Genomic DNA, 13,192 nt, shown 5'->3' with positions numbered 1-13,192 from the left:
AAGGCGGAGAAACAAGACAAATCGATTCCGCCCATCACAAACCAGAAAGGATCCACCATGAATCCCACCATCAAACGCCTCATCGCAGGCGCTGCCGCAGCGGTGACGCTGCTGGGCGGCATGACCATGGCCAGCAGCGCAATGGCGGACACCATCCAAATCCCCAACAGCGACTTGGAAAAGAAAGTACCGCTGACGGTCCAGTCCGACAAGGAAACCCTTGACGGACGCTCCTTCAACGCCATTCCACTCGCCACCTACATTTCCGTGAAGACCGACGGTACCGCCATCACCGGCTACGATCTCAAGGACGGCGGATACGCGTCCGCCATCAACAACGCATTGAGCAAAGCCGGCATCGACACCACCGGCAAAGCCGGAGCCGACGGATACGCATACGACAAAAACAATCCGATGGTCTGGATCGCGCAGAACCTGCTCGACTCGGCCACCAGCCCCTACGCAGGCCAGCTGCGCGACTTCCTCACTGCTCTTGGCAGCCAGACGAACGTGAAGACCGGCGGCACTGTCCTGGCGAATATGTCCCAGGACAAGAAGAGCATGTCCGCGAACGTGACACCGGGCGTATACGCCGTATTCGACACCAGCACAAGCGGCCAGGCATCCATCACCATGATGAACGGCACCGGTGTGAACGTCACCATCAGCGGCCAAACCAAATACCTCAACACGTTGAAGAAAGCGGACGGCACCACCAGTACGCTCGGCACCGTGAGCCTCAAAACGCATGGCACGACCATCACCAAGAAGATCACGGCAGCGGAAACCGGCACGGTCGAGAACGACGGCAAATCCGCCGAAACGGCCATTGGAAAGAAGATTACCTTCCAGATGACCAGCAGCGTACCGAACTGGACCGGCTACGACAAGTACTATTACGCCATCAACGACACGTATTCGAAAGGCTTGACCTTCAACATTGCAGATGCCAACATGACCGTCAAGATTGCAGGTCAGATCCTCGTCAAAGAAGTCGACTACAAGGTCACGACCAAGGACGGTGGCTTCTCCATCGTGTTCCTCAACGGACAGTCCGGAGCTGATCAGTCCGAAGACATCCTGCCGAACAAGGTCAAGTTCCCTGTCGGTGCGGCCGTCACCGTCACCTACACGATGACTTTGAACAAGAACGCCATCGTGCACAAGGCCGAAACCAACAGCAATGAGGTCGAATACTCGCGCAATCCGAACGTTTGGACCGATCATGAGAACAAGCCCGGCGACACCGTCAGGGTGTATACCGGCCAGTTCACGCTCACCAAGACCGATAGTGACAAGAAGCCCCTCGCGGGAGCCGAATTCAAGGTCTACGAGAACAATGCCACCGATCCGGTCAAGTTCGTGAAGGTGTCCGACAACGAATACCGCAAGGCCGATAAGACCGAAACCGGAATCGACACGATCGTCAGCACCGACAAGCTCAACGGCGTCATCAAACTGACCGGCCTTGACGGCTCCTATAAGGTCAAGGAAACCAAGAGCCCGTTCAATACCGGCGTCCTGCCCGAAGCCACGTTGACTTTGAAGGTCGACCAGGGTGACGGCACCAAGGATACCGTGACCTCCAAGCTGACCGCGTTCACCGGAGACAAGGACAAGCTCGTCACCAAGAACGCCGACGGACTCGGCATCACGGTCATCAACGCCAAGAACATCGTCGACCTGCCGAAAACCGGTGCCACATGGCTGGTCATCTACTCTACGATGACTGTCCTGCTTGCTGGCTTCGCCTTCATCCTCATGCGCCGTCGCGCATAACCGGACAGGCCGGAAAACCGAGGAACATCACGCAATGAGGCGCGGTGATCCTCGATTTTCCGGCCTTTTCTCACATGGGAAGGAGCCTCATGGACCGTCATCAGCCGCCACGTCACGCATCCTCGTTACGCGGCAATCAGATCGGCATGACCTTGGGAATCATCCTCTTGCTGTTGAGCGCCATGACCGGAACCATCCCGTTCATCCTCATGATCATCCAATCCAACCACAGTCAGACGCTGGCCATCCAGCATGCCGCGGCTGTCGAAAACATCGACAGGCAGACCATCGATAGTGAATTGCAGGCCGCATACAGCTACAACCGTCGGCTGAACGATGGTGGGCAGAACGTCATCGGCGAAGCCGCCGACCCATGGAACAGCTCCGGAGAAACCCTCTCCTCAACGGATTCCGCCTACCGCAGTCGACTCGTCATCCCTCCCGACGGCATCATGGCAACCGTCCGATACCCACGACTCGGCATCAATCTGACAGTCCGTCATGGCACCGGTCCCGATTCACTCGACAGGGGAGCAGGCCACCTGTATGGAACCAGCCTGCCAGTCGGAGGCGAAAGCACGCACGCCGTCATCTCCGCGCATTCCGGCTTGGCCGACCAGCTCATGTTCGACAAACTCAACGGATTCGGCATGAAAGCCGAACAGGGAGACATCTTCTACTTGGATGTACTCGATGAGACCCTCGCCTACAAGGTCGTCTCCATCAACGTGGTGGATCCGGACGACTTCACCAAACTCAAAATCGAATCAGGCCGGGATCTCGTGACCCTTCTGACCTGCACGCCATACGGCATCAACGACCATCGGTTGCTCGTCACCGGCGAACGCACCAGCACATCACAGGAGAAAACGGAACAGGTCGCCACGGACCGCACCAACATCTATTTCACGCTTTACGTCATCGGCTTCTGGACGATCGCCATCCTTGGAGCGATCGTCGGCAGGAGGCGAGGAGGTCGCAAGCGTGGGCGACATGTCCGCCAAAGGCATGCGAGGCGATGATGGAAGCAATGATGGAACAGCCATCTAATCGAGTGAATCTTCCGCCAGTCGAATCCTTTAGGATGATGCGTCGTCATCGTCTCGAATGCCGTCTGCCTGAAGAGATGCTACGGCATTTGGAATCTCCCATGGACTGCAGGAAGAGAAGAATGAGTTCGGATAATTGGTGGCGGGATACCATTCTGCGTCGCGGAGCACGATGGGCTGGTGTCGACGGACTTGACAAACAATAGAAATTTCAATAAATAAATTTAAATATATTTATTGAAAATGATGTTGGATGATGGAAACAAATGGCGTCATATGGCCGAGGGGAAGGGGCTTTGCCGCGTCGGAGGAGTTGGTGTGGCGCTCTAAACGCCGTTTCTTGGACTCGGTGCGGAACATTCTTTTGGAATGGTTGGACTTGTCTAAAGGATAGTGGTGGGCGAGCTGATTGACAGAAAGCGCGGAGGTTGGTTCCGCGCTTTCTTTGGTGCTCCGTTCAGGAGGGATGTGTCGTGAACGATGTCATGAACTACTGGAATTGTCCACATAAAAGAGATGGACAAAGGAGAGATTTTGAATCACCACATATTGCCATGTGAGTCCCCTCCGAACTCGTAATAGTCATTCTCACCGTCGGTTCCTAGATAATTGTCCGAGGATGCGGGTTTAAAACCACCGCCTGCGCTATCGAAATCCTTTCGATAGTCGTATCCATTGCATCCATACTGCGTGCAGTTGTTGGAATTCTGGGGCTGGGAACCCTGAGAGGACTGGCCCGAATTCCCGGAATATGAACTGTGGCCACCATTGGAATACGCACCGCTGCCAGCAGAATATGAGCCGTCTGCATTCGAGTAGCCGGAACTGGAATAGCTTCCGGACGAAGTGCCCGTGGACTGGCCTTGCGCTTGCACCTGTTCCTGAGTCTGTTTCTGAATGTCGACCTGAGTTTTGGCGTTCTTGGAATCGTTCACGGCTTTGATGGCCTTGGAGAGAGCGTCACTGGCGGTGGTCAACGATTTCATGTCGGCCTTTTTGTCGCTGCTGGCCTTCTTGGCGTTGTCTATGGCGGTCTTCAGGCCTCCGCGGGTCTTGTCGTCCTGTACCTTGCCTTCGGAATCCTTATACAGGGATTCAGCCGACTTCACCGTCCTGTCGAGAGTATCCTTCGCATCCTTGACCTGCTTGGCGGTCTTGGACGCTTTCACCTTGCCCATGGCCTTGTTGATGGCGTTGATGGAATCGTTGGCTTCGGCCATGTCATTGGCGACGATGGTCTTGGCTTTGGACACGCTCCACAGGTTCCACTTGGCGGCGTTCCCGGAATCCGGAACACCCTTCTGGGCTTCACTGGTCTTGATGCTCTCGTTCAGGGAGGCCAGCGTGGTCTTGTCGAGTACGTCCGTATCCTTCGTGGCGTTGACGAGTTTTTGCGCCTCTGCGATTTTTCCCATGAGCTTCGAATCAGCCTTCTTGGCCGACTCGACTCGGGACTCGTAGGAGTCATATGCCCTGTTTGACGCATATGCGTAACCGCCACCAATGCCAGCAAGAACGACGACTACCGCAATGACGGAAATTGTGGCAATACGCTTCTTGTCACCCTTCTCGCTCACATCCTGAGTCTTCTCTTCCTCGGCCATATGATCTCCCTTTTGCTATTCCTCGCATTCTACCCTTATGTCAAATGGCCAATTAGACCCTGATGGTGAATCGTCGCAATGAACGTCATGTGTTTTGCGTCCAGTTGAATCTGACATAAGGAAAATTATCGGCGTATTTTTGACTACCTAGGCCTTGTTCGCATTGATGATGTTCAGCGCCTGCTGCACCTGCTCCTGCTTCTTGAAATCGAGGATGCTTGTTTTCCATCCGGTCCTGGAAATGATGAGTTGTTTGCGGGATGCCTGGATGCTGGTGATGTCGCTGTAGTAGATGACGTCGATGCCTTTCACTCCGCCGAAGAATCCGATTCTGTCAATCTCGATGCGATTGTCGTAGATGCGGAACGTTCCGCCGTCATACAAGGCTCCCGGCGCTGGTGTGAATTTCCCGGACATCCTCACCATCCCCTTCGAATGTTCGCTTGTCCTGCTTTCATCAATCCTGCCAGTCCGTATACCCGAATTCGAGCGGAATGGCAGCATGCTGGAAGGCTGGCAATCTTCAATAAATATATTTAAATATATTTATTGAAATATTTCCTGCGCTGCTATTGGCGACTGACGCGATCGGAGAACCGTTATCCCATTGCATACATCGGAATTGGTTGGTTTGATCTCTGAAGAATGATGATTGATAGACTTTTCTAGAGCAAATATAAGTGTTGTATTACAGCCATGTACAACACTTAAGTTGGTGGCTGTAATACAACACTTACTGTATCGACAGATGCAATACTGGATTATTCCGCGTACTTGTACACGACTTGAAGGTCTATGTCGTCGGCGTTTTCACTGCATTCGTAATAGCGCCAGAAGACTTGGATCCCGTCCCATGTTGCACCGCGAAGAGCCGTATGCGTGTCGACGTTGAGCATATCGATGAGTACGTTGTCTGGCGTGTTCGTTTTATTGACCACGCAGCTAAAGATGGCCATGATGACGGCGAATATCGTGACCTGCCAAAAGGAAAATGGCGCCCAATCACCTTTGCCATGCGACGCCGGTAAGGATCCCGGCGGATACTGTGGCTTCGGTGGCGGAGAGGTCGGAAACCGTCCTTGTTCCGGACGGGGATTCATACTGTTCATGATTCGCCCCTTTGCGATGGCTCATGCTTATTGGATTTTTGAATGATGAGAGATCGCGATCAGACCAACGGCCGCGACGAGCAGAATCAATGCGAGTGATGCCAGAATAAGCAGCATGCTGTCTCCCGTGTTCGGCATCTCGTGCAGTTCCTCCTGTTCGATGACGGCTTTGACCGTCACGTTCACCTTGCCTTCAAGCTCGTCCAGTTCGCCGCCACGCTCCTCATATTCCTGGTTCTGAAGTCTGCTGCGATCCCTGAATACAGTGAGCTGCACTTCCATCATGTCGCTGGAGAATTCCTTACGGTTCTTCGCAGCTTCCACTGCGGTGGCGATTTGCTCGTTGACTTTCTCCAATTCACCCGGCCTGGCGTGGATCTTGTTCTCGGAGATGCCGTTAAGCCTGGTGCCGGTCAGTGCGAGCAGGTCATCGAGGGTCAACGGCTTCGTGTCGGCTGTCACCTGGATCTCAACGGTGGGCTTATCGATCACGAACTGCAGCACGACCGAGCGGTACAGGCCATCTTCCTGCTGGACGTATCCAATATCGTCCTGCAGATATTCGAGCAGATTCGACACGTCCGTGAACAGCGCGTCGGGCGCGAGGACATCGAAGTGTGCTATGCCGGACGGAATCGAGCACCTGAATACGCCCGCATCCTGAAGTTGCAGTTCGCCCCGCGTGGTTTCCTCCACGAGTTTCGGCGCGACGTACTCGCCGGTATTCAGCCAGATGTTTCCCTCTTCGGAAATGTTCAACAGCGTCGTGTCTGACGTGAACTTTCCTTGGTAGGTGTGGATCGTACCGTCCACGATATTGAGTGCGGCCCACGATTTGCCCTGCACTGCGCCTTCGCCGGTTATTCTCAGCGCACGGCTGTTGCTGATGGTTATGGCTGGACCGCTGACGGCGCTGATCGTATGGCCCGCCAAGTCAAGCTTCAGCGTAGATCCGGCATTGGCATTAGTGAGCTCTACGTTCTCCGACACGTCCCGCAGCAGGGTGATGGTTCTGTTATTGCGGTCAACCGCGTTCAATGCTTCCGTGACGGTCGCATATTGCTGCGTTCCGCGTTGTGCGGCTGGCGAATCGGCCCAGCTGGTTTCAGCCAGTCCTGACGACAGCAGCAGTATCACGCACATCAGTACCGTCATGATTACGGTATGGCGAATATGGGTGTGCTTGTTCATGATGTTCCTTTTCGAATCAAGTTCTTCTGATGATTGCCGGCATGCCTCCGCGCATGCCGGCATGGCCATGCCGATGGTTCCGTCAATGGATTCCACCGTCACGGCGTAAGACTCGCGCCTGACCGCTCATGAACTGCAAGGCGGTCAGGGAAAACCTGCGATGATGCGTGAGACCTATCGCGAGAGGCCGCGGGTCTTGCCCATGGTCTTTTCCATGTTGGCTCGCGCGGTCGCGCTTTGCGTCTTCCGTCCTGCGGCTCCCGCTTGTGCGGCCTCATTGACCGGCTTGGCATTACCGAGCTGGACGCGGACCGCATCGGCGGTCTGTTCCTCACTCAATCCAGACGCACGCAACCGTTCCCTTTCCTGTTGCAATCGTTCCGGGCTGGCATAGTCGTACGTCGATGATTGTGCCGACATGTCTGCCGAGTCCGTTCGACTGGTTTGCGCAGGCTGTGACTCATGGTCGTGTAGCTCATGCTCGGCCATGTCCGTTTGACGAACCATTTCGTCCGATTGCGCGTCCCGAACGTTCTTGCGTTCTTCTTTCGGCCTGTCGCTGGCGTGCAACGCACGTTCAAGTTCCATGACGTCACGCGTCCTCGCCGGATCCACGCCATACCTTTCACGTACTAGGCGTTCGATCCGCTCCCCCGCCTCCCTGTACCGGTGGTCACGGGCTCCCAAATCACGTGTCAGCGCATACGTCGAACTGATTTCACGAATGCTTGCGCGATCGATCCAATCGTCTTGGAAGGTCTTTTCCAGTTGAGCATGGTTCATGGAATCCAATGCCTGCGTTCTCGCCTGCGTCTCCTGAGCGTACCGTCTATCGGTTTCCGCGGAATTCCGGTCATCGCGTTCTCGGGAACTCATGAGCATTTGAGCGCCCATCAGCCCACTGGTGGCGAGAGTCGTGAATGGTGCCTTGACCTTGTCGTAGACCTCCTGATCCATTCCTTGCTGGTTCATGATGAGGCTCCCGTCGACGGGAATGATTCGACAAGGCCGTCTGCGCCATGGTTGGACGACGGTTTTTCTATCTGTCCGATCGCGTCACCGATGCTGGTGGCGAACATGACATCGAGCAGCTGCTGCTCGTCAGGATTATGCTGTCGCATTGCTCCTACCTACTTTCTTGATTGTTTTGCCGCGTCCTCTTGGCGTAGAACGCGCACGACGATACGGTCGTCGCCACCGAAATCCTTATCTGCCCACGCTCCTATCCGGCATGGGCGGCTGTTGTCGTCTGACCGTGGCGGGCTGTGGCGTGCCGAACCGTTCCGGCTTGACGTCGGCGAATACGTTGGCCTGCGGTCTTGCAACCGGCTGCTCCACGGCCTGCGCCTGCATGGCTTGACGGCGTAACGTCTGGTCGACCTGTTCGGGAATTTCAGGCAACGACTTGGCGACCGCAGCAAGCTCACGCTCCTGGCATTCTCTGGTGATTCGTGCCAGGTAGGCGTCGTCGCGTGCCTGCATGGCACGACGGATCTCGAACACGGTCTTCCACATCTGCCGCATCAACACCGCCTGCAGCATGTGACCGTCATCGTCACGTGCTGCCGCGGTGATCAACAATGCGGCATCCATCATGCAGCTTCGCGCGGCCGGTACATGCTGAGTCGGCCGATCATAGGTTTGCGCGCTTCTCGACAGATCGCGCGCGGCTTTCGCAATCGGACCTGGTGTGGATTCCACGGCACGACTCCATGCGGACATCATTCCAGACGCCTCTCGAGCTACGGAAGCCCATGCCTCACGATTATCGACCGGCAGGGAATGTAGTCTGCGATTCAGATTCGCGATACGTTCGGAAACCACACCAGGCGTGAGCGTCGGACACATGGCATTCGGGCGGACGGCCGCACGTCCACGCGAGAACGCCTTCCATTCCTCGACAGCTTCCTGCGCGGCACGTGGGCTGTCCGTCCAATATTGGCGAAGTCTGGGCAGAGCGAGGTCGCGGGCCAGCGATCCGCCGCCATACCAGATGGGCGCCTCACCATAACGGGGACGTTCGGCGACGGAGTATCCGGTCACCACATCCGTGCGTCCCCGTGCATATCGTGGTCTGACGATGACATGCTGCCTACGGAGGTTTCTGACGAACTGCGCTTCACTGTCCGCTTGGACTGCGGCCGCCCGCACTTTCAACGCGAGCCGATGACGAGGCTGACTTCCATCCAACTGTTGCGAGAGAAGACGCTTACGCTCCTCAACTGGAAGCGTCGACCAGCGTGCGTTCGGATTATCCTGTTCGAAACGCGCTTTGGCGCGACGTCGGGCTTCAGCCTCCCGCTCCCCCGGCTTCCATCCACGAGTTGCGGCACGGGTCCTGTCGCATCCGACCTGTTCAAGACCGAATTCACGTTCCAAGGCCCGGCAGGCGTCCTGTGCACGCAGATAATCCCGATACACCCACGCCTTCGTCCCGTCCGAACGCACCAGATTCACGGCGATGTGGATGTGATCATTGCCTTCACCGGTCTCTCCAGACAGTCCATGTCTGATGGCCGCCCACTGGCAAGGAGCTTTCGTGCCGCCCGCATCGTCGAATCCCATCTGCTTGACAAACCTGTGCGCGATCCGCCGCCACTGGTCATCGCCCAGCACGCCATCCACCTTGCTGAGCGACAGACTGCAATGCCATACATGACCGCCGGTGACGACGACGTCGGAATTGCGTCTGTCACATTCGAGCATGCGCCCCAACAGTCTGGTCTGCGCCCGATCAAGGTCGATGTCGTCGAACCGGAATTCGATATCCTCGCTGCCTGCCACCACATGCTGATCGCGATGCTCGTTACGACGTCCCGGCCCAGCCAGATAGGCGACCAGTCCACGCATGTTCTTTCCCCGGGTGATGTTCGGAATCATCAGCGGTTCCGATCCCAAACCGCGCTAATCGTCTCATCGATCCGATCGATCTCATGCCTCATCTGAACGATCGCCTCACGCAGTTCTCTGGTCATGATGTGTCCGGTGGAATTCGCAACGCGGGCAATCTGGTTCACAAGCGTGCCGACTTTGGCGATGGATCGTTGCGACGCATGCAGGTCAAGCTTGAAGCCGATCAGGTCGGCATGCGTCAACGCTTGATCATCTCGGCGTGGCCCCAACAGCACTTCACGCGCATAACGGCTCATCATGCCCGAATCGTTGGCCGCATACCCGTTGTCCCGTCCCCACTGCCTGGCACGTTCCATGAGACGACGTTTCTCTTCCGCACTCAATCGCATGCGGAAAAATTCCGTACGCGAATCGGAGCCACGTTGCGGCACGATTGTGGAGACGTCATCCTCTTCGTCCATCGGGAACCTCTTTCATTGTCCTCGATCATCGGGTGTCTTCATTGGCCAGCGCAGCGACCCATCCACCGTCAGGTGGAGGGGACGAACCACCATGTGGTTTAGTATCGCACGGGGTTGTGCGACAAGCCAATTTGTGGACACAAATTGCTAGCTTGCTCCGCTTCGGGCTGCCGGCCGAAGCGGAGCGTCGCGCGCGACGCGACAGGCACCCTTGCGGGTGCGCGTCCTCCCATTTGCGCCAGCTTGGCAGCCCTTATTGAGTGAGCCGGTTTTGCTGGACAAGAGCGCATTAAACTCAATGCTGTCAGATAGAATCTGACAGTGAAGCGGCCCAAACCTTCTTCTCACTTGCGTAGGGTCGCTTTACATGCCGGCCGGAACCTACAGTGCATTTCCGGCCGGTTTTTCATGCGCCGAAATGGTTCCGGCGACAATCGGAATTAGTACATTTGTTCGATTTTGACTATGATGATTCGCATGGATTATGAGGGAACGTCATTGGACGAGATGGCGAAGCGCGAACTCGACGCCGAGGCCCGGAGATACGCCTCGCAACTGCTTGCCGGCAGGCGGGTGCGGTTGTGGCGCACGAACAATCCGCGATGCCGCTATCTCGAGCATGCCATCGAAAGGGAGCGTCTCGCGGGACTCCGCCGCATCGCCGACAGGGTCGGTCATGTCGAATGGGTCGATGCGCCAAATGGGGCCACTTATGGGCGAATTGGCCGACCGATTCGTCAGGAACGCGCGAGCCGTCCCATTCCTTGGCCGAAAGACACGGACGCCGATGTCGACTGGAGTCATGATGACGATCCATATGGCATTTAGGTATTGACTCCGGCGCGATCCCTAGGCTTAAATGCCCAAGGGGTATATCTATGCGCGATGGTTTGCATTGCTTTAAGTGTTGTTGTAGAATTAATTACAACACTTAAGTTTGGAGGCCATCATGAGCAAGGGGCTTGGCAAGGTCGAGCGGGAACTGCTGCACGAGATAGAAATCAACCCGCTGGAACGTACTGTGGTTGTGTCGTTTGATATGGATGCGACCAAGGCTGAGGCGAGACGCAGGGCTGCACGAAGCCTTGACCGCAAAGGTTTGGCCGCCCTGCGCAAGACGGGCTGGGGTGGAGACCGCCGCAGAAAATCCATGTTGTTCTCCGTCAAGGCAGCGGAGGAATGGGATGCCAAAACCGCACGCAAGAATGCCGAAAAAGCGGGTGAGAAACGGCGCGAAGCCGCGCTTGAGGAGCTGAAGGCGCGGCGAGCCGTTCAATCATCAAATGAAGGAAAGACTGGGCACGATCAGTCTGTGCTGCGCATCTCCATCGCGCGCGTTAGCGGCGATCCACTTGCCGCGGACCTTTTCCTCAGCGAGATTGAAGCCGCCCTGGGAGACTCGTGGCACTTGGATGTATTGGGCGAATACAATGGCGCAGTCCAGATCCGTGCGGCCATTGACGAAAAGTAGCCTTCGCGACCACCGTATACTGACAATGCCAGAAGGGGCTTCAATCCCAAAAAGGCAAACTTAAGCGAATATAAGTGTTGTATCACGAGCCGATGCAACACTTATATTTCATCTACTCCATGTCCAGAACAAGCTTCGGTACCTTGACACCAAGCTCCTGCAACCCAGCTGCATCGTTGAGAGGTGCGTCCCTCCAGCATTCCTGTAGGAAGGACACGTAAACCTCGACTATGCGTTCCTCTGCCTCCTGGATGCCGATCCGGCCATCCCTGACCTGTGCGGCGAGGGTATCCTCCTCGGGCTTCAATGCCTTTTGGCACAGTCGGTCGACCATCTGTTCCACGTCTTGCATGTTGCTCTCCTTCGAACGGAATCGGACAAGTTTGGACAGTATGGCAGAAACGCGCACTCCCCCACAACCAGGCTTCGGTGAAATGTGGATATGTGGATAACCTGTTACGGTAAAGGCCGAATATGTTATATATGAATGCAACAAATAACAGGATTTGAACCTTCTTCGCTCAGATTCGGTTCATTCAGAGCACGCTTGCGGGCACGATCCATTCCCACTCGTGGAACATGACGGGAAATTCAATGTTGGCAAGATCATCCACATACATAATCTTGCTTCTCACGCATCCCTGCTCGTCCGGCAAATCGATACTGACCCGCGTCATACAGCGACGGAAGATCCTGCGTTGCACCATTTCGGAGGTGTCTCCCCAATCAGTCATCGATGCAGTCGAGCACCATGAACCATGAACGTCGAAAGTCAAGGGATGAGTCGGAACCCATTGCAAGCCATTGCGTGCACGAACTTGGGCTTTGAGCAGTCTTTTCCCCTCCTCATCGAGCTCTGGAATGAGATGCTTGTCCACGAACTTCTCCCACGCGCAGTCCGGTGCAGCAAGATTCGGAGAGCCTATTCTCTTCCACAGCCTGTGCAGATCGTCGACTTTGTCACGGGGAATATGGTTGTCGCCGGAAATAATGACACTGCGTCGAGTGAATGTCGCATGATCTGCGATGTATTGCGTCAGTGCCTTACTGTCCCAATGCATGCCAATTTCGGAATCATCCAATATAGGAAGCCTGGTCACGTAAACATGCGGCACAAACGGACGGATATACTTCGCGATCCAAGGGCGCTGGCATTTCAACGCGATGCACAGTTGCCGCGTGGTCAGCGTGAATCGCTGCGCCAGTGACTCACGGAGTGTATTTATGCCGCCATCGATCCAAACGAGCATTGGATCGTCCTTTGATGGTTTTGCCATTGATCTGCCTTCTGAGTATGTTATTTGTAGATATAACATACTCGGTTTATAGAACTTCGTTTTGTATTTAGATTGGAGTTCTTTTGGCTTCGCAATCTAAATACAGTCCGGAACATGATTGACGCCGCTTTCTTATTGTCTTTTGCGAACACTTTTGTCATACAAAAGCGAGGTGGTGACGTTTTCTTGGACTCCCTGACCGGGAGGAGAACCCCCTTATGGCGAAGTACAGCAGGGAGCAGCGAGACAGGGCCGTGGACCTGTACATCAAATACGAACGCTGCGCCGCCGACGTGATCCGCGAGCTCGGCTATCCCAGCAAGGTCGCGTTGCTGTCGTGGTACGCGGACCGGCTCGAGGAGGAGCGCACCGGCGTCCCCTCCAGGCGCGGCGAACGC

General features: G+C 55.6%; 14 protein-coding genes and 1 pseudogene. 5 read left to right on the top strand and 10 right to left on the bottom strand.

From position 1 onward, the window contains the following. The first annotated feature begins 57 nt into the window (after positions 1–57). The gene (locus tag ACR0P8_RS04050; RefSeq protein ID WP_432623909.1) at positions 58–1,779 is read left to right on the top strand and encodes an isopeptide-forming domain-containing fimbrial protein; all 1,722 of its coding nucleotides are present in this window, start codon (positions 58–60) and stop codon (positions 1,777–1,779) included. A gap of 89 nt (positions 1,780–1,868) precedes the next feature. Continuing rightward, entirely contained in the window at positions 1,869–2,801 is a 933-nt protein-coding gene (locus ACR0P8_RS04045; RefSeq protein ID WP_432623907.1) for a class C sortase, read from the top strand. A gap of 566 nt (positions 2,802–3,367) precedes the next feature. On the opposite strand, the gene ACR0P8_RS04040 is transcribed toward ACR0P8_RS04045, so the two are convergent. From ACR0P8_RS04040 to ACR0P8_RS04005, 8 genes are all read right to left on the bottom strand, one after another. Beyond that, positions 3,368–4,432 (bottom strand): hypothetical protein, encoded by a 1,065-nt coding sequence (locus ACR0P8_RS04040; RefSeq protein WP_432623905.1) that lies wholly within the window; start codon positions 4,430–4,432, stop codon positions 3,368–3,370. Positions 4,433–4,579: 147 nt separating this feature from the next. After that, complete coding sequence (locus ACR0P8_RS04035) at positions 4,580–4,849, bottom strand: hypothetical protein (RefSeq protein WP_432623903.1); 270 nt, start codon at positions 4,847–4,849, stop codon at positions 4,580–4,582. A gap of 344 nt (positions 4,850–5,193) precedes the next feature. Next, on the bottom strand, positions 5,194–5,541 hold the full coding sequence (locus ACR0P8_RS04030) for a hypothetical protein (RefSeq protein ID WP_432623901.1): 348 nt from the start codon (positions 5,539–5,541) through the stop codon (positions 5,194–5,196). Between the two features lie 27 nt (positions 5,542–5,568). Then, positions 5,569–6,732 (bottom strand): hypothetical protein, encoded by a 1,164-nt coding sequence (locus tag ACR0P8_RS04025; protein ID WP_432623899.1) that lies wholly within the window; start codon positions 6,730–6,732, stop codon positions 5,569–5,571. A 174-nt stretch (positions 6,733–6,906) separates the two neighbouring features. Next, positions 6,907–7,704, bottom strand: coding sequence for a hypothetical protein (locus tag ACR0P8_RS04020; RefSeq protein ID WP_432623897.1), 798 nt, complete (start codon positions 7,702–7,704; stop codon positions 6,907–6,909). Further along, positions 7,701–7,853 carry a hypothetical protein gene (locus ACR0P8_RS04015; RefSeq protein ID WP_432623895.1) on the bottom strand — a complete coding sequence of 51 codons (153 nt, stop codon included), beginning with the start codon at positions 7,851–7,853 and terminating at the stop codon, positions 7,701–7,703. Before ACR0P8_RS04015 ends, ACR0P8_RS04020 begins: the two co-directional genes overlap by 4 nt. An 85-nt stretch (positions 7,854–7,938) precedes the next feature. Then, complete coding sequence (locus tag ACR0P8_RS04010; protein ID WP_432623893.1) at positions 7,939–9,612, bottom strand: relaxase/mobilization nuclease domain-containing protein; 1,674 nt, start codon at positions 9,610–9,612, stop codon at positions 7,939–7,941. After that, positions 9,612–10,046, bottom strand: coding sequence for a hypothetical protein (locus ACR0P8_RS04005; RefSeq protein WP_432623891.1), 435 nt, complete (start codon positions 10,044–10,046; stop codon positions 9,612–9,614). Before ACR0P8_RS04005 ends, ACR0P8_RS04010 begins: the two co-directional genes overlap by 1 nt. Before the next feature lie 477 nt (positions 10,047–10,523). Here ACR0P8_RS04005 and ACR0P8_RS04000 point away from each other — a divergent pair, with 477 nt between their 5' ends. Further along, positions 10,524–10,874: a hypothetical protein gene (locus ACR0P8_RS04000; protein ID WP_432623889.1), complete on the top strand. Its 351-nt coding sequence runs from the start codon at positions 10,524–10,526 to the stop codon at positions 10,872–10,874. Between the two features lie 121 nt (positions 10,875–10,995). Continuing rightward, complete coding sequence (locus tag ACR0P8_RS03995; protein ID WP_432623887.1) at positions 10,996–11,517, top strand: hypothetical protein; 522 nt, start codon at positions 10,996–10,998, stop codon at positions 11,515–11,517. A 112-nt stretch (positions 11,518–11,629) separates the two neighbouring features. Here the strand turns inward: ACR0P8_RS03995 and ACR0P8_RS03990 are convergent, their stop codons facing one another. Continuing rightward, complete coding sequence (locus ACR0P8_RS03990; protein WP_432623885.1) at positions 11,630–11,869, bottom strand: hypothetical protein; 240 nt, start codon at positions 11,867–11,869, stop codon at positions 11,630–11,632. A 184-nt stretch (positions 11,870–12,053) separates the two neighbouring features. Beyond that, complete coding sequence (locus ACR0P8_RS03985) at positions 12,054–12,794, bottom strand: hypothetical protein (RefSeq protein WP_432623883.1); 741 nt, start codon at positions 12,792–12,794, stop codon at positions 12,054–12,056. Positions 12,795–13,012: 218 nt separating this feature from the next. Here ACR0P8_RS03985 and ACR0P8_RS03980 point away from each other — a divergent pair. After that, positions 13,013–13,192: pseudogene (locus tag ACR0P8_RS03980) on the top strand (IS3 family transposase); the annotation flags it as partial.

The sequence above is a fragment of the Bifidobacterium sp. genome, from assembly GCF_050874245.1.
GTDB lineage: Bacteria > Actinomycetota > Actinomycetes > Actinomycetales > Bifidobacteriaceae > Bifidobacterium.
This window is presented reverse-complemented; position numbering and strand designations above follow the sequence as displayed.